Genomic DNA, 22,398 nt, shown 5'->3' with positions numbered 1-22,398 from the left:
CGCGCTGCCGTTCAATCGGCATCTGTCCGTCAAACCAGCGCTGTAGATGAACGTCGTCAGCAAATGTTGCGCTTTTCCTGGTCTGCGCTAGCCTTCTCGCCAAGGGGGGCGGCATCATGGAAACAGCGATTTCGGTCGACGTCGCGGCGTCGCGCAAATTGTGGGGTTATAAGCCGGGGGCGATGGATTATGTCCTGTCTGCCGGTTGCGTCGCCATGCTGGCGGCGATGGCGCTGGCCATCTGGCGCGGGCGCGATCAGGTGGCGCTGGTCCCGATCACCTATCCAATCCATTTCGGAACCCTCGCGATCGCGCTGGCGCTGACGCCCATGTTGTTGCTGCGGACGAAGGGCGACCGGCTGCACCGCATTCTTGGCTACGTGTGGATCACGGCGATGGTGACCACTGCGATCGACACCTTTTTCATCAAAGACATCAACGGCGGCCAGTTCAGTCCGATCCACATCCTGTCGGTTCTCACGCTCTTTGTCAGCTGGCGCATCGTCGCGAGCGCACGGAAGGGCGATCATGTCGCGCATCGCAAACATATTCACGGCATCGTGATCGGGGCGCTGCTGATTGCCGGAACCTTTACCTTCATGTTCAATCGACTGTTCGACGTCTGGCTGACCCGCTGACCTTGGCGATCGGATCGCCATCGGGCGGGCCGCGGCGAACGCCGAAGCGCTGAACGAGGCCCCGCGGGCCGAGTGACAAAAGACAGTCGCGCAGAGATTGAGATGTTGTTCACGCGGAGGCGCGGAGAAGAAAGACGGGGCGGCGCAGCCGCTCATCATGCAGCGCCGGGATTGCCTGACCATCCGACGCTAAATCCATCCGCCACGGCTGCAACTCCGCACCTCCGCGTGAATCCTTTTCGTCTTCTCTACGCTCTCCCTGCCTCGTGGTAGCGTGGAAATGTCCGAATTATGGTGGTGAGCGGACGGTGCTGGTCCTCCCCCGCAGGGGGGGGAGGGGGACCACCCGAAGGGTGGTGGAGGGGTACAGGCCCGCATCCGCAGCGCTCGACACCGCGTACCCCTCCACCATGCTTCGCATGGTCCCCCTCCCCGTTCCGGGGAGGATCGCTTCGTTCGCTTCGGCCGATCGCCCCCGTAGCAGCCACGGGGAAGCAAATGGCCGCAACGGGTGGTGGCAAGCGGTCGTTCGCCCTCTCCCGTCGGGAGAGGGCTTTATGGCCGTGCCCGACCCTTCGTCATTCCAGCATGCCTAGCGACCCGGCTGTGGCAGCAGGCATTTATACCCATGCAGCGCAACCACCGTGTCGCCGTCGCAGACCGGCGCGGCGATCAGGCGGATCCAGCGGCTGGCGGCGCCGGCGGGGCCGATCTCGACGTCGAGGGTGAAGCCGCGGCGATGGGCGATCGCGTGGGCGCGCAGCCGTTCCATCGCGGCGCGCGACGCTTCGCGGTACACCGCCACCGTCGCGCCGCGCGACACATTGGCGCCGCGGGCGATGCCGAACAGGTCGTAGACGGTGTCCGACCAGGTCAGCCGGTCGTCGGCCAGGTCGCAATGCCAGGCGCCGATGCCGCGCTGCGCCAGCGCCGCTTCGGCGTCGGGGGCCGCATCGGGCGCCGCGGCGAACGCCAGCGACACCCCGTCCGCGGCGCGCGCGGGCGGGCGGACGCTGGCCCGGTCGACCCAGCCGAGGTCGAAATGGCGCGGGCGCTCGAACAGCGGCCAGCTGTGGTGCAGCGGCAACGGATATTGATGTCGCAAAGCCTTCGCCTCCCCCCTGTTGGATACCCCAGCCCGCTTAACGAATCGCGTCCGCCGCGCAAAGCAGTCGTTAAGGCCCTGACCCTAATCCGCGGGTTGCATCACCCGCGCCATCATCCGTTCTTCTTTCGCGATCCACGGCGCGATGCTCGGCCGCGACAGGATCGCTTCGCTCCACGCCGCGATCTTCGGATGCGTCGCGGGATCGATGCAGCCGCCGCAGTGGCGGAAATTCATCAGCGGCGAGGCGACGGCAAGGTCGGCGAGGGTCAGCCGATCGCCGACCAGAAAGCCCGATGCCGGGATCGCCCCTTCCAGATAATCGAGCAGCCGGGGCAGTTCCTCGCTCTCGGCCAGCGCCGCGGCGGCGAGGTCGCCTTCGCGCCCCAAAAATTTGGGCGCGACGATGCGGTTGAAGAAGATCTTGCCGCTGCACGCCGCGAACACGGTGTCGGCAAACTCGTCCCACCAGATCACCTGTCCGCGCTGCTGCGGGTCGGCGGGGATCAGTTCGGGGGTCGGATGTTTCGCCTCCAGATAATGGATGATCGCGCTGGAATCGGCGAGGGTGAAGCCGTCGTCGTCGATCGCCGGCATCTTGGCCAAGGGCGAGGCGGCGCGAAAGCCGGGATCGGGATCGCCGATACCCACCCCCTTCAGGTCGAACGCCAGCCCCTTTTCGCCGAGATAGGCGAGCAGCTTGCGAACGAACGGCGATACCAAAGACCCATAGACAATCATTCGCTTGCTCCTCTTATCCACCGTCCAGCATAAGCGAAAGGTTGCGCGTTGCAACCCGTCGCGGGGACAGGCAAGCCGCCGGAACCCCTACGGAGTCGGGGCTTGCCAACGGCGGCGCGGCGTGGAAAAGGAAGCGTCAGAGGGGTCGCTGCCGCCGGCAGCCGTCATGCAGGAATAACCGCAATGCGCCCTTCGCTGTGGGCAGATCGTCTGATGGCGCTGCTGGTCCGGTTCGTCGGGCTGGTCATCCTGCTCGGCGCGGTCGGGGCCGCGGCGACCAGCTTTTTCTATAACAAGGCCGAAGAGGCCGAGCGCGCCGGGCGCGTCGCGATGCAGGTCAATGCGCGGCTGAACGACCAGATCGCGGTGTTGCAGGGGGTGCGGGCGCTGTACCAGTCGGACCGCGCCACCAGCGGCCCCGGCGTGCGCGCCTATCTGGCCGCGCTGCAGCCGCAGGCGCAGGCGCCGGGGATGCAGGGGGTCGGGATCGCGGTCGCGATGCGCCAGCGCACCCCCGCCGCGGTCGAGGCGCAGATCCGCGAAAATTACGGCCGCGACGTCGCCGTCTGGCCCGCCGCGACCGACCAGCCGATCGGCTTTCCGATCGTGCTCATCGAACCCGGCAACGCCCGCAACCAGGGGGCGCTGGGCTATGACATGTACAGCGATCCCGTGCGCCGCGCCGCGATGCGCCGCGCGTGGGCGACAGGGCGCCCGGCGGCGAGCGGCGTCGTCCAGCTCATCCAGGAAAACAACGCGGCGCAGAAACAGCCGGGCTTTTTGATCTATGTGCCGGTCTATGCCGCGAACGCTGTCGCGGTCGGCGCCGAGCCCGGCGCGGCGGCGCCCCCGACCGCGGCGACCCGCCCCGGCGCGCGCCCGATCGTGGCCTTCGTCTATGCGCCGTTCCGCATCCACGACCTGATGGAAACCGCGATCGGCCCGCAGCTCGCGGGCATCGACGGGCTCGAAATATTCGCCGGCGAAGGGCCGGCGGCGCCGCTGGTCTTTCGCCACGGCACAATGGGCTGGGACGCGCACGAGACGCGGGTGCGCGTCGCCGACCGGCTGTGGACGGTGCGCATCTCCTATGGCCGCCTGCTCGAACGGCTGGGGCGTCCGGCGTTCATCCTGCTGTTCGGCGTCGCGCTGGCGGTGCTGGCGATGCAGCTCAACCGCGTCCAGCAGCGGCGGGTCGGCGCGGCGCGGGCGCTCGCCGACGAACAGGCGCGCCACGCCGAGGATCGCGAGCTGATGATCGGCGAGATGGCGCACCGGATGAAGAACGCCTTTGCCCGCATCGGCGCGCTGGCGCGCATCACGCTGCGCGAATCGGACAGCCTCGACGATTTCGAGGCGAAGTTCGACGGGCGGATGCGCGCGCTGTCCGACGCCAAGCAGATGCTGGTCACCGGCGCGGTCGACAGCGTTGACCTCGGCCGCATCGTCCGCCGCGAACTCGGCATCGCGGGCTGGTCGGAGGAGCGCCAGGCCGCGGTCACCGGCCCCGATGTCCGCCTCGACGACGAGGGGGCGCAGGCGCTGTCGCTTGCGCTCCACGAATTTGCGACCAACAGCATCAAATATGGCGCGCTGTCGGGTCGCGGCGCGCTGGCGGTCGGCTGGCGCCGCGACGGCGGCGAGATCGAGCTGAGCTGGGTCGAAAGCGGGCTGGCCGAAACCCCGGCGCTGGAATCCGACGGGTTCGGGACACATTTCATCCGCTCGCTGATCGAACGCCAGCTCAAGGGCAGCTGGGACCGCGTCGCGGCCGACCACCGGCTGGCGATCACGATTCGCTGGCCCGACCGGGTGACCGGTGGCTGACCGCTGGCAGGTCTGGATCGACCGCGGCGGCACCTTTACCGACGTCGTCGCCAGAGCCCCCGACGGCGCGGTGGTCACCGCCAAATATCTGAGCGAAGACCCGGCGCGCCCCGGCGACGCGGCGGTCGGCGCGATCCGCGCGCTGACCGGCGCGGACGACGGGGCGCTGCCGCCGCTCGATATCCGCATGGGATCGACCGTGGCGACCAACGCGCTGCTCGAACGCAAGGGCGAGGCGACCTTGCTCGCGATCACGCGGGGGTTCGGCGATGCGCTGACCATCGGTTATCAGGACCGGCCCGAGCTGTTCGCGCGCCGGCTCGACCGCATCGCGCCGCCGCACGCAGCGGTGGCCGAGATCGCCGGGCGGGTCGGGCCGGACGGCGCCGTGCTGGTCCCGCTCGACGAGGCCGGGGCGCGCGCATCGCTGCAAGCGGCGCGCGACCGGGGGCTGGCCAGCGTCGCGATCGTGCTGATGCACGGCTATGCCTATCCCGCGCACGAACGCCGCCTTGCCGAAATCGCGCGCGAGCTTGGCTTCGCGCAAATCTCTACCAGCCACGATGTCAGCGCCTTGATCAAGCTGATCGGCCGCGGCGACACGACGCTCGCCGACGCCTATCTCTCGCCCGTGCTGCGCCACTATGTCGACCAGTTCTGCGCCCAGCTGGGTGAGGGCGCCCAGCCGCAGTTCATGAAAAGCTCGGGCGGGCTTGCCTCGGCATCGGCATTCCACGGCCGCGACGCGATCCTCTCGGGCCCCGCGGGCGGCATCGTCGGCATGGTCGGCAGCGCCGCGCCGCTCGGCAAGACGCGCCTGATCGGGTTCGACATGGGCGGCACCTCGACCGACGTCAGCCATTATGCCGGGCGGCTGGAGCGCGATAACGAGACGATCGTCGCGGGCACGCGCATCCGCGCCCCGATGCTGCGCATCCATACCGTGGCGGCGGGGGGAGGCTCGATCTGCCGCTGGGACGGGGCGCGGCTGTCGGTCGGCCCCGAAAGCGCGGGCGCGAACCCCGGCCCCGCCGCCTATGGCCGCGGCGGCCCGCTCACCGTCACCGACTGCAACGTCCTGCTCGGCAAGATCCAGCCGGCGCATTTCCCCAAACTCTTCGGCCCGAACGGCGACCAGCCGCTCGACCGCGATATCGTCGTCCAGAAATTCGCCGAAATGGCAAAGGAGGTCGGGCTCGCCCCCGAAGCCCTCGCCGAAGGGCTGCTCGCCATCGCGGTCCAGCAGATGGCAAACGCGATCAAGCGCATCACCATCGCGCGCGGCCACGACGTGTCGCAGGGCTACAGCCTCGTCGGTTTCGGCGGCGCCGCGGGGCAGCATGTGTGCCTCGTCGCCGACGCGCTCGGGGTCGACGAAATATTGCTCCACCCGCTCGCGGGGGTGCTTTCGGCCTATGGCATGGGCCTCGCGCGCCCGTCGGCGATCCGCGAGCGCACGCTCGGCATCAAGCTCGCCGAAGATTGCGCCGCTGCGCTCTCCGACGTCGAAGCCGAACTCGCCGGCCACGCCCGAACCGACCTGTCTCCCGATGCCGCAACGAGCCGCGAAACCCTGCTCTTCGTCCGCCTCGCCGACAGCGACAATGCGATCGAACTGCCGCTGGCGCCGCCCGCCGCGGTCGCGCAGGCCTTCGCCGCCGCCTTCCGCCAGCGTTTCGGCTACGCCCCGCACAGCAATCTGGTGGTCGACCACATCCGCGTCGAACTGACCGAGGCGGGTGAGCCGCCCGCGACGCTGCCCGCGCCGACAGCCACGACCGAAACTGCGCCCGAAACCGTTGCGGCGTGGCTCGCGGGTGCAGCGCACGACGTCCCGCTGCACCAGCGCGCCGCCCTTGCCCCCGGCCGCATCGTCGCCGGCCCCGCGATCATCGTCGACGCGCTGGCAACCACCGTGATCGAGCCGGGCTGGCACGCGACGGTCGAGGAGGAAGGGACGTTGCGGCTAACAAAAAGCCCCTCCTCTTCAGAGGAGGGGTTTGGGGTGGTGGACGCCGGTGCCGCACACCACCCCGCTGCGACCAGGCCCGGCTTCGCCGGACCAAGTCTCGCTACTCCTCCTCTGAAGAGGAGGGGCGAGAAAGGCGAACCCGACCCGATCCGCCTCGAAATCTTCAACAGCCTGTTCATGGCGATCGCCGAGGAGATGGGCGGCGCGCTCCAGCATAGCGCCTCGTCGATCAACATCCGCGAGCGGCTCGACTTTTCCTGCGCGATCTTCGACGGCGAAGGGCGGCTCGTCGCCAACGCGCCGCACATGCCCGTCCACCTCGGCTCGATGGGCGAAAGCGTGCGCACGATCCTCCGCCAGCGAACCAAAGACGGTCGCGGCATCCGGCGCGGCGACGCCTACGCGCTCAATGCCCCTTACGACGGCGGCACCCACCTGCCCGACATCACCGTCATCATGCCGGTGTTCGTGGAAGGCGACGCGCCGAGCTTCTTCGTCGCCGCGCGCGGCCATCACGCCGACCTCGGCGGCATCGCCCCCGGATCGATGCCGCCGAACAGCAAAAGCATCGAGGATGAAGGCATCCTCTTCGACAATGTCCTGATCGTCGACGACGGAAATTTCCGCGACGCCGCCGTCGCCGCGCATCTGATCGACAGCTCTTGGCCCGCGCGCAACCCCGCGCTCAACATCGCCGACCTGAAGGCACAAGTCGCCGCGTGCCAGCGCGGCGCGAGCGCGCTTTCCGACCTCTCGGCGTCGCACGGCGTTCAAACCGTCGCCGCCTATATGGCGCACGGCCAGCAACAGGCCGAGGCCGCCGTCCGCCAGCTCATCGCCCGCCTCAACGATGGCCATTTCGCTTATGCGATGGACAATGGCGCCGAAGTCGTTGTCGCCGTCAAAGTCGACCGCGAAGCGCGCCACGTCACGATCGATTTCACCGGCTCCAGCGCCACCCTGCCCGACAATTTCAACGCGCCGCTGCCGGTCGTCCGCGCCGCGGTGCTCTATGTGCTGCGCACGATGCTCGACGATCCGATCCCGATGAACGAGGGCTGCCTCGCCCCCGTCACTTTGATCGTCCCCGAAGATTCGATGCTGTCCCCGGCCTATCCCGCCGCCGTGGTCGCGGGCAATGTCGAGACGAGCCAGGTCATCACCGACGCGCTGTTCGCCGCCTTCGGCGCGATGGCGCCGGCGCAGGGGACGATGAACAATTTCACCTTCGGCAACGACGCGCACCAATATTATGAAACGATCGCGGGCGGCTCGGGCGCCGGGCCGGGCTTTAACGGCACCGACGTCATCCAGACGCATATGACCAACAGCCGGATGACCGACCCCGAGGTTATGGAAATGCGCTTTCCGGTGATCGTCGAGGCGTTCTCGATCCGCCAGGGATCGGGCGGCGCGGGCCGATGGCACGGCGGCAACGGCGCCACCCGCCGCATCCGCTTCCGCGAGCCGATGGCCGCGAACATCCTTGCGGGCCGCCGCGCAATTCCGCCGAGCGGGCTGGCGGGCGGCAGTGATGCCGCGCCGGGCCGCAACTGGGTCGAGCGCGGCGACGGCAGCATCGAGATGCTGGCCGCGACGGGCAGCGCGAACCTTGCGGCGGGCGACGCCTTCGTAATCGAAACACCGGGCGGCGGCGGCTATGGGGAAGCGGGGAGCGAACACGAATGAAGAAGATTCACCCGGAGACGCGGAGACGCGGAGAATTTGATTCGCGCAGAGGCGCAGAGAACGCGGAGAACTATAGCCCCGTGTCCCCGCGAAGGCGGGGACCCATCTCCTGTCGGTTCTATCTTGCGCCCACCGGAGATAGGCCCCCGCCTTCGCGGGGGAACACAGAATATTCAAAATTACTATCTCTGCGCCTCTGCGCGGATCCCCTCTTTTCTTCTTTCTTCTTTCTCCGCGCCTCCGCGTCTCCGCGTGAACTCCTTTCAGCTTCGACGCCGAAAGCATGCACCCCATGCTCGTCCTGATCGGCATCCTGATCATCATCGCGGGCTTCCTGCTCCGCTTCAATCCGTTGCTCGTCATCATGGCCTCGGCACTCGCGACCGGGCTCGCGGCGGGGCTCGATATTGCCGCGATCGTCGCGGCCTTCGGTAAGGCGTTCAACGACACCCGATATGTCAGCATCATCTGGATCGTCCTTCCCGTCATCGGCCTGCTCGAAGCCTATGGGCTTCAGCAGCATGCGCGCAGCCTGATCGGGCGCATGAAGGGCGCGACGCTCGGGCGGCTGCTCACCGGCTATCTATTGCTCCGGCAGGGGATGGCCGCGGTCGGCCTGACCTCGGTCGCGGGGCATGCGCAGACGGTGCGCCCGCTCGTCGCGCCGATGGCCGAAGCCGCCGCCGAGGCGGCGAATTCCGCGCTCAGCGACGCGCAGCGCGAGGAGGTCAAGGCGCACGCCGCCGCGACCGACAATGTCGGGCTGTTCTTCGGCGAGGACATCTTCCTCGCGATCGGCTCGATCCTGCTGATGAAAGGCGTGCTCGAAGGTTACGGCTATATCATCGAGCCGCTGCATTTCTCGCTGTGGGCGATCCCGACCGCGATCGCCGCTTTCCTGATCCACGGCTTCCGCCTCCGCCGCCTCGACCGCCGCATCGCGGCAAAACCGGAGGCCGCGGCATGATCACGCTCGATCATGTCTATATCCTCGCCGGCGCCACCTTTGCGGCATTCGCGCTGCTCGGCGGCGCCGACCGCAGCAACCCCAAACGCTTCGGCAACGCCGCCTTCTGGGGACTTCTCGCTCTGTCGATGCTCGCGGGCGATCATCTCGGCGATTTCGGCAACGGCTGCCTCGTCCTCGCGCTCGTCGCGATCGCGGGTGCCGGCCAGATCGGCCGCGCCCCCGGCGGCGAGGTCCCCGCCGACATCCAGACGACGCGCGCGGCGCAGCACGGCCCGTTCCTGCTCCTCGTCGCGCTGATCATCCCCGCGGTCGCGCTCGCGGGAACCTTCCTGTTCAAATGGGTGCCCGGCATCGCCGACCCGAAACAGACGACGCTCATCTCGCTCGCGCTCGGCGTGCTGATCGCGCTCGCCGTCGGCATGGCGCGCCTCAAGCCGCTGCCATTGCTCCCGCTGCAACAGGGCCGCCGCCTGCTCGACGCGGTCGGCTGGGCGGCGATCCTGCCGCAGATGCTCGCCAGCCTCGGCGCGGTTTTCGCATTGGCGGGGGTCGGCGAGGTCGTCGGCGATCTGATCGGCACCGCGATCCCGCAGGGCAGCCTGTTCGGCGCGGTGCTCGCCTTTGGGCTCGGCATGGCGCTGTTCACGATGGTGATGGGCAACGCCTTCGCCGCCTTCCCGGTGATGCTCGCCGCAGTCGGCATGCCTTTGCTGATCAAGCAGTACGGCGGAGACCCTGCGGTCGTCGCGGCGATCGGCATGCTCGCGGGCTTCTGCGGCACGTTGATGACCCCGATGGCGGCGAACTTCAACCTCGTCCCCGCGGCCTTGCTCGAACTCAAAAATCCCTATGGGGTGATCAAGGCGCAGATCGGGACCGCGGTGCCGTTGCTGGCGGTGAACATCCTCTTCATCTGGCTATTCGCTTTCTGACGCCGTCCCCCAATTCCGTTCGCCCCGAGCTTGTCGAAGGGCCGTTCTTCCTTTTGACGCCGCAGGAAGAAGGACGGTGCTTCGACAAGCTCAGCACGAACGGTTAGGGGAAGGTTGATGACCCACCTCACCCCCGACCACGCCGCCCGCTTCGCGGCCGCGACCCTCGCTCACATCGGCCGCAAATATCCGTACAAGATGGACCTCGTGCTCAACGGTCCCGAGGATACGAAGCCGCCGCGCGACCATCATCCGATCTTCCACGGCAGTTTCGACTGGCACAGCTGCGTCCACGGCTGGTGGCAGATCCTGCGCCTCGCGCGCCGCTTTCCCGATCTTCCCGTCGCCGCCGACATCCTTGCCCGCGCCGACGACATGCTGGTGCCCGACAAGGTCGCGGTCGAACTGGCCTTTCTCTCGCGTCCGTATTCGGCCGCGTTCGAGCGCCCCTATGGCTGGGCGTGGCTGCTCGCGCTCCATGCCGAGGCCGAGCGTCACGACGCGCCCTGGGCCGCCGCGCTCGAACCGCTCGCGCTAGCCTTCGCGCAGCGCTTCCACGCCTTCCTGCCCAAGCTCACCTATCCGCTGCGCGTCGGCACCCATTTCAACATCGCATTCGCGCTGACGCTTGCGCGCGACTGGGCTGCGACCCGCGACCCCGCGCTGGTGGCGCTGATCGACGCCCGCGCCGCCGACTGGTTCGGCGAAGATCGCGACTGTCAGGCGTGGGAGCCCGGCGGCGACGAATTTTTGTCCTCTGCGCTCAGCGAAGCGCAGCTGATGACCGCCGTCCTGGGGAGCGATTTCGCCGGCTGGTTCGACGCTTTCCTGCCGCGCGCCGCGCACCAACAGCCCGCGACGCTGTTCACCCCCGCCACCGTCTCCGACCGCAGCGACGGCAAGATCGCGCACCTCGACGGCCTCAATCTCAGCCGCGCGTGGAACTGGCGCACCATCGCGTCGGCGCTCGGCCCCGCCCATCCCGCCGCGCCCGTCGCCACCGCCGCAGCGCAGCGCCACCTCGCCGCGGCGCTGCCGCACGTCACCGGCGACTATATGGGCGAACACTGGCTCGCGACCTTCGCGCTGCTCGCGCTCGACGGCCTTTAGGCCGTCGTTCCGGACAAGCGCACGGGCTCGCCGATTGACAAGCCCCGCCCTCGCGGCGACAGACGGCGCGAAGAGGAAGAGGGACCGCCTATGAAGACGCTGCGCCCGACATCGTTCGACGTCGCCGAGCGCGCGGGCGTGTCGCAATCGACCGTGTCGCGCGCGCTTCGCAACTCGCCCGGGGTCAACGCCGAAACCCGCGCCCGCGTCGCCGCCGCCGCGCGCGAGCTCGGTTATGTCGTCGATCGCCACGCCTCGTCGCTGCGCCTCAAAAGCAGCGAGACGATCGCGCTCGTCACCATCTGCCGCCCCGGTGAGGATCGCAGCGCGATCAACCCCTTTTATTTCGCGCTGCTCGGCAGCATCGCCGCCGCGACCTCGGCGCGCGGGTTCAACCTGCTCGTCAGCTTTCAGGAAAATCCCGACAATTTCCGCGCCGATTTCGTCGCGTCGGGCCTCGCCGACGCGATGATCGTCATTGGCACCACCAGCAACCGGGCGGCGTGGGACTATTTCGCCGCGGCGCAGGCCTCGGGACTCGACTTCGTTTGCTGGGGCAGCCCGGGCAGCCCGTTTCACTGGATGCGCAGCGAGAACGACCTCGGCGGCCAGCTCGCCGCCGAACATTTCGCGCGCGCCGGGCGCTGCCACATCGCCTTCATCGGGCCGCAGCAGTCGCCGCAGCGCCAGTTCGACGAGCGCCGCGACGGCTTCACCGCCACCCTCGCGGCGCACGGCCTGACCCCGGTGATCGCCGAGCCGCCCGCCGCCGCCGACCGCCACGCGCAGGGGGTCGCCGCGGTGCAGGCGTTGCTGACCGCGCATCCCGCCACCGACGCGATCTTCGCCGCCAGCGACATGCTCGCGCTCGGCGTGTTGCAGGGTCTCAAGGACGCCGGGCGCCGGGTGCCCGAGGACGTCGCGCTGATCGGCTTCGACGGCATCCGCGCCGGCACCCTCGCCGACCCCGCGCTCACCACGATCGAGCCCGATCTCGACGCCGCGGGCGAGGCGCTGGTCGCGATGGCGCTCGAGGACGACGAGCATACGCGCAGCGGCACCCGCATCCCCGTTCAGCTGGTGGTGCGCGGCAGCGCCTGACCGCCCGCACCTCCGCCGCGGGAACCCGCGCCAGTCCCCGCGCGTAGACTGACCAGCGCAACAGGATGGAGAATTATCGGTGGTTATTCGGCCCTTTACGCTTGCCGCTGTGGCCGGCATCGCCCTGGCGGGCTGCAACGTCAGCGAAAAGCCCACCTACCCCGAAGACACCGCCGCGACCGCCAGCGACACCGGGGTCACGCGCGAACCGATGGCGACTCCCGATCCCGCCCCTGTCGCCCGCATGCCCGCGCAGGCCGCGATCCAGAGCCAGCCCGGCCCCGACGGATCGCAGGTCGATCTGCTGAAGGTCGCGGTCACCGGCGACATATTGACCGTCACCCTGCGCTGTTCGAGCGCCGAGAAATACAACAGCCAGTCGTTCAACGTCGAAAAGATCAGCGTCATCGACGACGCGACGTCGCAGCGCCTCGGCGTGCTCAAGGACGACAATGCCGACTGGATGGCGTCGAACGTCAGCGGCAATTTCCTGCGCACCGATTGCGAGGTCAAGCCCGGCATTATCTGGGCGAAATTCCCCGCCCCGCCGGTCACCAGCCCGACGGTGTCGATCAACCTGCCCGAAGTCGGTCCGTTCGACGGCGTCCCGGTCACGCGATGACGCGCGCCGCGCTCGCGCTGCTCCCCGCGCTGGCGCTCGCCGCCTGCACCCCCGCCGCCGATCGCGAGGAGGCGGCGGCGAGCGATGCGCCCGCGGCGCCCGCCACCGCTGCCGCGACCGTGACCACCCCTGCGCCCGCCGCCGCCAACACCCCCGGCGGCATGACCGGCAGCGTCAGCAGCCTGACCGGCGACGTCAGCGGGCTGAACATCCGCGTCACCGACATGGGCACGATCATCGATCTGGCCGCCGATGCACTGTTCGAATTCGACAAGGCCGAACTGACGCCAGCGGCCGAGGCGCAGCTGCAAAAGGCCGCGGCGCTGATCCGCAAGGCGCCCGCCGGCGGCATTCAGGTGATTGGCCACACCGATGCCAAGGGCGACGACGCGTACAACCAGCGCCTGTCCGAAGCCCGGGCCCGCACCGTCGCCGACTGGTTCGCGCGCCAGGTCGGCGTGCGCCAGCGCGACTTCGCGGTGTCGGGCAAGGGCGAAACCGCCCCGATCGCGCCGAACGAAACCGCCACCGGCGCCGACGACCCCGCCGGCCGCGCGAAGAATCGCCGCGTCGAGGTAATCATGCCGCGCTGATCATGGCGCAGCGCTATTGGCAGCGTTGCCTGATCCCGTTCACCGCTTTTGCTGAGGCCGAGGGGCCAAAGGGCCGGATGACCGAAAGCTGGCTCAGCGTCACCGACCAGCCGCTCTCCGCCTAGCCGGCCTGTGGCCCCCGACCGACGAATGGGCCGATTGCTACACCGGGGTCATGGTCGATGCGACCGAGGAACTGTTCGACATCCACGACCGCATGCCCGTGATCCCCCGCCCCGAGCATCACGACATGTGGTTGCGTGCGCCCACTGAGGAGGCGATGTCGGTGGTAGCAAAATGTCCGGCCGCATTGCTCGCGGTCGAGCGCACGGACGAGCTGCAATGCGTGGCGCGAAGGCGGCGGAGAATGCACGGGAGTTGCCTTGCGTTAGAAACGTGAAATTATTGGACTTGTGCAGCAGTCGGCACAGATCCGGGAAATTGGGCTCTGGGAAGTGACCGAGACTGATCAATGAGATTTGGAGGTTAGGTCAGCGGTTTCCGTAACTCTGCAACTCCATAATCGTGGTCAATTCAGTGAGTTCGCGTCTTCCCAAAGCCCATCGGTCGAAGATCTCAGCTGATCGAGCAGCGTAGAAATCCGTGCCGTGTGGGACCGTTCAGGATGATAAATCCAGCCTTCGTCGCCTTTGTGTCTTCCCAAGATTCCTTCGCGCATTAGCAATGCTAGTATTGCCGCCGCCATTTTTTTTGACGCCCCCGCCCCGAAACCCCTCAGCAATGCCTCCTCTTTTCGACCCGCACCTTTTTGCTGAAAAGTCTTCTTAAGTATGGCAACCAAAATTTCATGCGCTGGAGAAAGACCTGCTTTTCTAATTTGAGCCACCGTCTGCACTGAGTCAAAAATATCGACGGTATCAAGCTGTATCCAATTCGGCAGTCCTGAATAAGAAGCTGCGCCAGAAACCTTTTCAACCAACGTATGCTCGATCCTTAATCCAGCCGGTGGTGAGTTCGGCAATATCAAATGTTCGATTGTTGCTTCAGAAATAGTTATGTTTCTCAAGGGGGTTCTATCAAGATCAAACTGAGTGAAGCCAGCGCCGACTAGGTTCATGCCTTGCATGTCTACTTGATCGCCCACGATTCGACCCAGAGCGCATACTATATCGGCGGCCAATGTTGGGTTTTTTGCTGCCGAGGCGCGAACGGCAAGCTGACGAAACGCATCTACTCTATTCTTCAAATCTGCCGAGAGTATCGATTGGCCAAGTACATCTAATGGATTCAGCCATTTTTCGGCAAATGTAGCCTGTCTTTGCGATTCTTCCAGTTCTGGAAAACCCGCAACATCCTTCGCTCTCAGTCCGTCGAGAATGAACATATCCACAAATTGACGATCTTGGGACTCCGCTCCAATGCGGCCCAAGCTTGGAAGGCGCTGCAGCATCGCCGAAGCCTCTTCGACCGGCAATTGACCAACTACGGCTTCAAAAGCGTCTTGAAGATCTCGTTGGGAAATAGGCCCAATATTGGCGGGGCGGCGGCGGGTAATCCTGCTAAGAGCAACGAAAACCCTATAAATTGTGTCAGCATCAAAAAACGCATTAATTCGAGCGTCTCTCTGACAAACAACTTTTATGAAGTGATTCCAGAACTCTACGCCTTCACTAGTTATGCCGAACATTTTTCCTAATTCGTCATCAGATAGAAGTGCAATAGTCTGACATATGAGAGGCTTTTTAGGAAGCCACGAAGGGAGTTCTATTGCCAGTCCCGCTGCGTCAAAATACGACTCAAGTTCGTCGTCCGTAAACTCGTCTTTTGCTTTAACTATCACGGTGTCACTTGCATTTAACCCGAGAGCAGAAAGCATTTCTTCATTAGACGAAAAATAATGCTCGCGCCCAGCTATCAGACACCCAGCCCTAGCTTTGCTTACCAAGTCCTTCACCCCCAGCAAAGCTCTGGATCTTAGCTGACGGAGCCTTGTCTCGTCGGTACTCCACGACTGACTTCCAAGCTCGTCAAAGCCATCAAGCAGCAGGATTAAACTCTGACGATTCAGGGCACGCACAGCATGGGGCGCAAGATCATCAAGGCCCAGAACATAATTTCCACGGCGCACAATCTCGTCGCCACGGTCTAATCCCCAGCACTCCCTCAAATTTACTGCAAATGGAAATTTGAATGTTAAATCCCAATTGTCGGATAGATATGAAAACAATTGCCTTATGCATCGACTTTTTCCAGATCCGTATTCTCCTAGAAGAATAATATTGCTACCGCTAACCAACATTTCTGACAATTCGACAATGGAAATTTCACCTTTTCCGTCCAATCGCTCATATTTTACCGGAACATATTCGACGTTATCGATATCTCCGGTGATGGGATCAATCGAACTTCCAAAAGACGCAGCAAGCCGTGCTGTTTTGTATCGAACAAATTCAAAAAAAATGGCTGCAAATTGACTTGCTGAACAAACTGTTAATTTTGCAGCGGCAGCAGCGTCCAGCATTGATTGTGTTGGCTCTCTCGTAAGGACAATATATCCCCGGCCTAACACTCCCTCCAAACTGAGTGCTTGACGCGCAAGAGTTAGCCGCGTGACTCCTTGCCGAACTTTATCCAGATCATTTTGTATGCTGATTTCGATAATGATGGTCTCAAGTTCGCTAGCCTCGACCACGCCATCAAAGTTTACACCTGCTATCCGGCCGGGAGCGCAGGTCTTCCCAAAAATTAGGGACGCTATTCCTCGGACTTGATCTTCAACAGTTTTCCATTTTGATTCTAGCATCGCGGAGCCCCTTCTCGTAGAATGTTAGTCCCGAAAGTAGAGCGAGGAAACTCCCGAAATTTGCGTGGACATCAGATCTTGAAATCTACTTTTCTGGCGCCAGCCCATGTATAAAGATGACCGGTCCGGCGATCTGCACCCGGTTGACCCCCGACACCGCCTCCAGATTCATCTGGCTCAACCCGCGCAGCTCGGCAGCGGGCTTTCGCCGGCGATCAGGCGTTTGGCATAGTCACCCGGCACCAGCTCGTCCTCGCCCGCAGCCAGCGCGGCCTTGGCGCCGTCAAAGGCGCGCAGGTCGGCCAGATCGTCGGCCGCTTCGCGCAGGCGGTCAAATTCTTCGCGGGGGATCGTCATTGTCCGGGCCTGCTCTTCGTGCCAGAATGGATACTCTGCAATTTCGTCGTCGTCACCCCGGATCAAGTCCGGGGTGACGAAGCGGGGAATGCTGCGGTTTTCTTCGCGCCTTTGCGCCTTTGCGCGAAACAGGTTCCACCGCTCCTGTCGCCAAGACCCCCTACTGCCCCCGAATGCGGCGTTCCGCCTTTGTCTGGGGCTGAGACGTTGGCCCGATTTCGGCGACCGAAGCAGCACACCATCGCGTGTTTTAACCAGCTCAACAACGGTTTCATCTGTCCAGCCCATACGATCCAGCACGGCGGGCGGTAGGAATACCCGGCCTCGACGCCGCATAGTCGTTTCATCAGCCACGCGCCTGATTACCACGGTTGGGCGCGGATGCAGCTCAACCCTGCCCACTTTGGATTATTCCGCACCCTCCTCGTCAATTCGAACGAGTCACGTGTCTCGTTCGAGGCTGACGAAGCGGGGCACGCCCCTTTGTGCCTTCGTGTCTTTGTGCAAAAAAATCCTCGCGCCGCTATCGCCCCAACACCGCCCAAGCACCAATGAACCCTCCCTCACCCCCTTGCAATTCCTCGCCCCCGGCGTAAGGCGGCGCCAACATAAACCTGCGCGTGCGACTCCCGCTGGCCCCGCTCTCCTGCATTGCCACCGGACGGTCTTTCCCCCGCCGCGCCAACATGGGGACTGCTATCCTATGACGACCACGGGCAACGACACGCTGGGCACCCGTTCGACGCTGAGCGTCGGCGGCAAGGATTATGCCTATTATTCGCTCGACAAGGCCGCGGCGAAGCTGGGCGATGTGTCGCGGCTGCCGTTTTCGATGAAGGTGCTGCTCGAAAACCTGCTGCGGTTCGAGGATGGCGGTTTCACCGTGTCGACCGACGATGTCCAGGCGCTGGTCGACTGGCAGAAGGATCCGCATTCGAACCGCGAGATCCAGTATCGCCCGGCGCGGGTGCTGCTCCAGGATTTCACCGGCGTTCCCTGCGTCGTCGATCTGGCCGCGATGCGCGATGCGATCGCCAAGCTGGGCGGCGACACGACCAAGATCAACCCGCTCGTCCCCGTCCACCTGGTCATCGACCACAGCGTCATGGTCGACGAATTCGGCCATCCGAAGGCGTTCGAACAGAACGTCGAAATCGAATATTATCGCAACGGCGAACGCTACGACTTCCTGAAATGGGGGTCGAAAAGCCTCGACAATTTCAAGGCGGTGCCCCCGGGCACCGGCATCTGCCACCAGGTCAATCTGGAACATATCGCGCAGGCGGTGTGGTCGAGCGCCGACGCCGACGGCAATCTGGTCGCCTATCCCGACACCTGCGTCGGCACCGACAGCCACACGACGATGATCAACGGGCTGGGCGTGCTCGGCTGGGGCGTCGGCGGGATCGAGGCCGAGGCCGCGATGCTGGGCCAGCCGGTGTCGATGCTGATCCCCGAAGTCGTCGGGTTCAAGCTGACCGGCGCGCTGAAAGAAGGCGTCACCGCGACCGACCTCGTGCTCACCGCGACGCAGATGCTGCGCGCCAAGGGCGTCGTCGGGCGCTTCGTCGAATATTTCGGCCCTGGCCTGTCGTCGCTGTCGCTCGCCGACCGCGCGACGCTCGCCAATATGGCACCCGAATATGGCGCGACGTGCGGCTTCTTTGGCATCGACGACAAGACGCTCGACTATATGCGCCTGACCGGGCGCAGCGCCGAGACTGTCGCGTTGGTCGAGGCCTATGCCAAGGCGCAGGGGCTGTGGCTGTCGGCCGACATGGCCGATCCGGTGTTCACCGACACGCTGGAGCTCGACATGGGCAGCGTCGTCCCGTCGCTGGCGGGGCCGAAGCGTCCGCAGGACAAGGTCATCCTGACCGAAGTCGACGATGTGTTCAACGCCGACCTGGCGTCGGTGTACAAGCATGACGGCATTCAGCGGGTGCCGGTCGCGGGCAAGGATCATGACATCGGCGACGGCGACGTCGTCATCGCCGCGATCACCAGCTGCACCAACACCTCGAACCCCGGGGTGATGGTTGCTGCGGGTCTGGTCGCGCGCAAGGCGAACGCGCTGGGGCTGAAGCCCAAGCCGTGGGTCAAGACCTCGCTCGCGCCGGGATCGCAGGTTGTGACCGACTATTTCGACCGCGCGGGCCTCACCGCCGATCTTGACGCGATCGGCTTCAACCTGGTCGGTTATGGCTGCACCACCTGCATCGGCAATTCGGGGCCGCTCGCGGGGCCGATTTCGGAGGCGATCAACGGCAACGACATCGTCGCCGCGTCGGTCATTTCGGGCAACCGCAACTTCGAAGGCCGCGTGTCGCCCGACGTGCGCGCCAACTTCCTCGCCTCGCCGCCGCTCGTCGTCGCCTATGCGCTGAAGGGCACGGTGACCGAGGATTTCACCACCACCCCGATCGGGCAGGACCAGCAGGGCAAGGACGTGTTCCTCGCCGACATCTGGCCGACCAATCAGGAGGTCGCCGACACCATCGCGTCGTGCATCGACCGCGACATGTTCGAGGCGCGTTACGAGCATGTCTATCGCGGCGACGAGCATTGGCAGAAGATCGAGGTCGAGGGCAGCGACACCTATCAGTGGCGCGCCGGATCGACTTATGTCGCCAACCCGCCGTATTTCGAGGGGATGACGATGACCCCGGCGCCGGTGTCCGACATCATCGACGCGAAACCGCTCGCGATCCTCGGCGACAGCATCACGACCGACCACATCAGCCCCGCCGGCAGCATCAAGGCGGACTCGCCGGCAGGAAAATGGCTGATGGAACATCAGGTTAACAAGGCCGACTTCAACAGCTACGGCGCGCGCCGCGGCCACCACGACGTGATGATGCGCGGCACCTTCGCCAACATCCGCATCAAGAACGAGATGGTCCCCGGCATCGAGGGCGGCATGTCGCGCTATGGCCAAGAAGTCATGCCGATCTACGACGCCGCGATGCGCCACAAGGCCGACGGCACCCCGCTGGTGGTGATCGCGGGCAAGGAATATGGCACCGGTAGCTCGCGCGACTGGGCGGCGAAGGGCACCAACCTGCTCGGCGTCCGCGCCGTGATCGTCGAAAGCTTCGAGCGCATCCACCGTTCGAACCTCGTCGGCATGGGGGTGCTGCCGCTGCAGTTCCAGGACGGCGACACGCGCGAAACGCTGGGGCTGACCGGCGACGACACCTTCACCATCACCGGCGTCGCGGACCTGAAGCCGCGCCAGACGGTGACGGTGACCGTCACCCGCGCCGACGGTTCGACCTTCGCCTTCGACACGCTGTGCCGCATCGATACCGCGAACGAGGTCGAATATTATATGAACGGCGGCATCCTACACTACGTCCTGCGCAAGCTCGCGGCGTAGGCGGCGGGTCGCGGCATGGGCAAACTGCTGATCCTCGTCGTGGGCCTTGCGCTCGGTCTTCTGCTCGCACGCTATCTGCGCGGGCAAAAGGCCCGCCGCGACCTCACCGCGCCGCCGCGCGGCGCGCCGCGGCCGATGGTGCGCGTCGGCGACGAGCGCATCGATGACGAGGAAATCCGCGAAATGGTCCGTCAGGACCGCAAGATCGAGGCGATCAAGCTGGTCCGCGAGCGGACCGGCTTCACCCTTGCCGAAGCCAAGGACGCGGTCGAGGCGATCGAGCGCCAGCTGCCCTGACCGACGCGCCGCCCGAAGGAAAAGCGTCATGGCCCCGTTCACCGTCGGCATCGAGATCATCGGCTGGGCCGCCGCGGCGATCATCCTGACGAGCTATATCCTGCTCTCGCTCGGCAAGCTGGAGCCGCGCGGCTATGCCTATCAGTGGATGAACGTCGTCGGCGCCGGCGGCTTCGTGATCAATTCGGGTTATAATGGCGCGCTGCCCTCCGCCGGGCTGAACATCGTCTGGGCGGCGATGGGGCTGTTCACGCTGTGGAGCGTGTGGCGGGTCCGCAAGGCGCGACCCGCCGCGGCGATGGTGGGCGCTGACGGGCTCGAACCGCCGACCCTCTCGGTGTAAACGAGATGCTCTACCAACTGAGCTAAGCGCCCCCGAATATCGCCAAGTGCGAGGGAAGCGCGCCCCTGCCACAGCTTCGCCGTGGAGGCAAGCCGGCGGCTATTCGTCGAGCGCCTCGAAATAGCGCGCCATGGCATCGCCGGCTCCTTCGGCGAGCGCGATGAAGATGCGGCGGCCGTCTTGCGGATCGGCCTCGCGAACGAACAGGCCGGCATCGGTCATCGTCTTGATCCAGCGCAGCGCGGTGGTGGCGGGCACCGCCGCGGCGATACACAGGCTGGATACCGACACCGGCTGGCGCTCGAGCCGCGCCGCGTAAAGGTCGAGCAGCATGTCCCAAGCCGGATCGGCGAACAGGTCGGCGGGGAAATATTGTTCGCGCATCCGCCGCTGGCGCAGGATCCGCCGCACCTGTTTGGCGCGCTGCCGCTCGATCGTGCGCTCTTCGGGCACGAAACTGCGCGGTATCGCCGCATAGTCGCGCGTCGGCGACCGCACCTGGCCGGCATACCCATCGAAATCGTCGATCAGCGGCGCGAAGGCCGGCGGGGATCCCGACAGCCCGCGCTGCCCCGACAGGTCGCCGAGCAGCCGCGATATCCGCGCGACCTCTTCCTGCAACCGGTCGATCCGTTCCATCGCCGAGTCGCGCGCCAGATCGTGGACCGCCATGCCGCGCGTCCGCTGCGCCGCCGCCAGCGCGGCAAGGTGGTCCGCCGCGTCGGCATCAACCAGCCATTCGGTCCGGATCGACGCGGGGACGGCGGCGACCAGCCGATCGAGATCCGCAAGCCCGGTGTCGCACAGCAAATGGCATTGTTTCGCGGCGACCGCGGCGCAGATGCCGGCGAAAAGATCCGGGGCGATCGCATCCGCCTGCGCCAGCCAAACGATATCGACATCGATCATCCGCCGCAGATGGTCGGCCGCCGCAGCTACGGGAACATGCGCGGCGAGGCGGATACCCGCGACGCATTCGACTTCGGGCGAAAGGGCGTTCCCGCCAACGAACACCAGCGACGACGGTGTCGCACCCTCGCCGGTGTCGCGGAGAAAAGCCTCCGCCGCAGTCGCAATGCGCATCGAATGTCCCATGTTGCCGCCTTCCCCTGATGGTGCCGCCTTGACGTCACTTATGCTGTCATTTCGGTGCTATTCGCCTTTTATTCGCTCGCGTTTGCCGCCGATCCGGACCGATGGGCCAGCGCGGCCCGCTATGCGTCGGCCAGCCGGTTCGAATTCGATCCATTTTGGATATGTTTTGTTCTCATCGTCAATCGATTTTTGGTGCTTGCCAAGCCACGCGCGTCGCGTCAGGCGGCGCGTGTGGTCCCGTCCCCGCGCCCGTCCCTCGCCCGCATGGTGTGGCGCCGACGATTTCGGTCGTTCGCAGCGCTGCTTCTGCTTGCCGGTTTCGCCGGCATCGCCTGGTTCTGGCGGCCTGCGCCCGTTGCCGCGGTGCGGCTGGTTCATGTGATCGACGGCGACAGCCTGACCGTGCGGCACGACGGCGCTGCGCTGACGATCCGGCTGACCGGGATCGATGCCGCCGAATATCGGCAGGATTGCGCGCGCCGCGACGCCAGCCGCTGGCCGTGCGGGCGCGAAGCGCGGGAGGCGCTCGAGCAGATGGCAGGCCGCGCGGCGCTCCATTGCGAACTCGTCGCCAAGGATCGCTACGACCGCACCCTCGCCGCCTGCCGCACGCGGCCGTTCTCCGACGGCGTCGACCTGGGCGCCGAAATGGTGCGGCTCGGCTGGGCGGTTGCCGAAGGCGATGACTATATGGTCGAGGAAGCCGAAGCACAGGCCAAGCGGCGCGGCCTCTGGCAGGGCGCGTTCGTCCGGCCCGCCGACTGGCGCGCGGCGCACATCCGCCCGGCGACCGCACTGGCCGTGCCTGACACCTAGCCGCAACGCACCCGCTATGCCTCGCCGCCATTTCGGGCTAGGGCGAG

Annotated in this window: 20 protein-coding genes and 1 tRNA gene; 15 read left to right on the top strand and 6 right to left on the bottom strand. The window is 65.6% G+C overall.

Features of this window, described 5'->3' with window-relative positions:
• Positions 1-116: 116 nt before the first annotated feature.
• Positions 117-638: a DUF2306 domain-containing protein gene (locus tag HEQ22_RS00310; RefSeq protein WP_432769216.1), complete on the top strand. Its 522-nt coding sequence runs from the start codon at positions 117-119 to the stop codon at positions 636-638.
• Between the two features lie 592 nt (positions 639-1,230).
• On the opposite strand, the gene HEQ22_RS00305 is transcribed toward HEQ22_RS00310, so the two are convergent.
• The gene (locus tag HEQ22_RS00305; RefSeq protein ID WP_432769215.1) at positions 1,231-1,743 is read right to left on the bottom strand and encodes a hypothetical protein; all 513 of its coding nucleotides are present in this window, start codon (positions 1,741-1,743) and stop codon (positions 1,231-1,233) included.
• An 84-nt stretch (positions 1,744-1,827) separates the two neighbouring features.
• On the bottom strand, positions 1,828-2,484 hold the full coding sequence (locus HEQ22_RS00300; RefSeq protein ID WP_432769214.1) for a glutathione S-transferase family protein: 657 nt from the start codon (positions 2,482-2,484) through the stop codon (positions 1,828-1,830).
• A gap of 183 nt (positions 2,485-2,667) precedes the next feature.
• On the opposite strand from HEQ22_RS00300, the gene HEQ22_RS00295 reads away from it, so the two are divergent.
• The 10 genes from HEQ22_RS00295 (at position 2,668) to HEQ22_RS00250 (ending at position 13,700) form a co-directional block, all read left to right on the top strand.
• Entirely contained in the window at positions 2,668-4,311 is a 1,644-nt protein-coding gene (locus HEQ22_RS00295) for a CHASE domain-containing protein (RefSeq protein WP_432769213.1), read from the top strand.
• Positions 4,304-7,972 (top strand): hydantoinase B/oxoprolinase family protein, encoded by a 3,669-nt coding sequence (locus tag HEQ22_RS00290; RefSeq protein ID WP_432769212.1) that lies wholly within the window; start codon positions 4,304-4,306, stop codon positions 7,970-7,972. Before HEQ22_RS00295 ends, HEQ22_RS00290 begins: the two co-directional genes overlap by 8 nt.
• Positions 7,973-8,264: 292 nt before the next feature.
• Positions 8,265-8,939 carry a DUF969 domain-containing protein gene (locus tag HEQ22_RS00285; protein WP_432769211.1) on the top strand — a complete coding sequence of 225 codons (675 nt, stop codon included), beginning with the start codon at positions 8,265-8,267 and terminating at the stop codon, positions 8,937-8,939.
• The gene (locus HEQ22_RS00280; protein ID WP_432769210.1) at positions 8,936-9,874 is read left to right on the top strand and encodes a DUF979 domain-containing protein; all 939 of its coding nucleotides are present in this window, start codon (positions 8,936-8,938) and stop codon (positions 9,872-9,874) included. Before HEQ22_RS00285 ends, HEQ22_RS00280 begins: the two co-directional genes overlap by 4 nt.
• Before the next feature lie 117 nt (positions 9,875-9,991).
• Positions 9,992-10,984: a DUF2891 domain-containing protein gene (locus HEQ22_RS00275; RefSeq protein ID WP_432769209.1), complete on the top strand. Its 993-nt coding sequence runs from the start codon at positions 9,992-9,994 to the stop codon at positions 10,982-10,984.
• 90 nt (positions 10,985-11,074) lie between these two features.
• The gene (locus HEQ22_RS00270) at positions 11,075-12,085 is read left to right on the top strand and encodes a LacI family DNA-binding transcriptional regulator (protein ID WP_432769208.1); all 1,011 of its coding nucleotides are present in this window, start codon (positions 11,075-11,077) and stop codon (positions 12,083-12,085) included.
• A 109-nt stretch (positions 12,086-12,194) separates the two neighbouring features.
• Positions 12,195-12,707: a hypothetical protein gene (locus tag HEQ22_RS00265; RefSeq protein ID WP_432769207.1), complete on the top strand. Its 513-nt coding sequence runs from the start codon at positions 12,195-12,197 to the stop codon at positions 12,705-12,707.
• Positions 12,704-13,300, top strand: a complete 597-nt coding sequence (locus HEQ22_RS00260) for an OmpA family protein (RefSeq protein ID WP_432769206.1) — start codon at positions 12,704-12,706, stop codon at positions 13,298-13,300. Before HEQ22_RS00265 ends, HEQ22_RS00260 begins: the two co-directional genes overlap by 4 nt.
• 2 nt (positions 13,301-13,302) lie before the next feature.
• Positions 13,303-13,425 carry a hypothetical protein gene (locus tag HEQ22_RS00255; protein WP_432769205.1) on the top strand — a complete coding sequence of 41 codons (123 nt, stop codon included), beginning with the start codon at positions 13,303-13,305 and terminating at the stop codon, positions 13,423-13,425.
• Positions 13,389-13,700: an SOS response-associated peptidase family protein gene (locus HEQ22_RS00250; RefSeq protein WP_432770907.1), complete on the top strand. Its 312-nt coding sequence runs from the start codon at positions 13,389-13,391 to the stop codon at positions 13,698-13,700. Before HEQ22_RS00255 ends, HEQ22_RS00250 begins: the two co-directional genes overlap by 37 nt.
• A 129-nt stretch (positions 13,701-13,829) precedes the next feature.
• Here the strand turns inward: HEQ22_RS00250 and HEQ22_RS00245 are convergent, their stop codons facing one another.
• Together HEQ22_RS00245 and HEQ22_RS00240 are read right to left on the bottom strand one after the other, a co-directional pair.
• Positions 13,830-16,064, bottom strand: coding sequence for an NACHT domain-containing protein (locus tag HEQ22_RS00245; protein WP_432769204.1), 2,235 nt, complete (start codon positions 16,062-16,064; stop codon positions 13,830-13,832).
• A 177-nt stretch (positions 16,065-16,241) separates the two neighbouring features.
• Positions 16,242-16,775 (bottom strand): hypothetical protein, encoded by a 534-nt coding sequence (locus HEQ22_RS00240; protein ID WP_432769203.1) that lies wholly within the window; start codon positions 16,773-16,775, stop codon positions 16,242-16,244.
• A 349-nt stretch (positions 16,776-17,124) separates the two neighbouring features.
• Between HEQ22_RS00240 and acnA the strand changes: the two genes are divergently transcribed.
• The 3 genes from acnA to HEQ22_RS00225 are packed head-to-tail and all read left to right on the top strand — an operon-like array spanning position 17,125 to position 20,440.
• Positions 17,125-19,800 (top strand): aconitate hydratase AcnA, encoded by a 2,676-nt coding sequence (acnA, locus tag HEQ22_RS00235; RefSeq protein WP_432769202.1) that lies wholly within the window; start codon positions 17,125-17,127, stop codon positions 19,798-19,800.
• A gap of 15 nt (positions 19,801-19,815) precedes the next feature.
• Positions 19,816-20,097 carry a ribosomal protein L7/L12 gene (locus HEQ22_RS00230; RefSeq protein ID WP_432769201.1) on the top strand — a complete coding sequence of 94 codons (282 nt, stop codon included), beginning with the start codon at positions 19,816-19,818 and terminating at the stop codon, positions 20,095-20,097.
• Positions 20,098-20,125: 28 nt separating this feature from the next.
• The gene (locus tag HEQ22_RS00225) at positions 20,126-20,440 is read left to right on the top strand and encodes a CBU_0592 family membrane protein (protein ID WP_432770906.1); all 315 of its coding nucleotides are present in this window, start codon (positions 20,126-20,128) and stop codon (positions 20,438-20,440) included.
• On the opposite strand, the gene HEQ22_RS00220 is transcribed toward HEQ22_RS00225, so the two are convergent.
• Both HEQ22_RS00220 and HEQ22_RS00215 read right to left on the bottom strand, forming a co-directional pair.
• A tRNA-Val gene (locus HEQ22_RS00220) sits at positions 20,397-20,472 on the bottom strand. The genes HEQ22_RS00225 and HEQ22_RS00220 overlap by 44 nt on opposite strands.
• Positions 20,473-20,539: 67 nt before the next feature.
• Entirely contained in the window at positions 20,540-21,523 is a 984-nt protein-coding gene (locus HEQ22_RS00215) for a winged helix DNA-binding protein (protein ID WP_432769200.1), read from the bottom strand.
• A 243-nt stretch (positions 21,524-21,766) separates the two neighbouring features.
• On the opposite strand from HEQ22_RS00215, the gene HEQ22_RS00210 reads away from it, so the two are divergent.
• On the top strand, positions 21,767-22,351 hold the full coding sequence (locus HEQ22_RS00210) for a thermonuclease family protein (RefSeq protein ID WP_432769199.1): 585 nt from the start codon (positions 21,767-21,769) through the stop codon (positions 22,349-22,351).
• The last annotated feature ends 47 nt before the right edge of the window (positions 22,352-22,398 follow it).

Source organism: Sphingopyxis sp. (assembly GCF_050916055.1).
Taxonomy (GTDB): Bacteria; Pseudomonadota; Alphaproteobacteria; order Sphingomonadales; family Sphingomonadaceae; genus Sphingopyxis.
The sequence above is the reverse complement of the archived record's forward strand: the minus strand, read 5'-3'. Positions and strand labels throughout refer to the sequence as shown.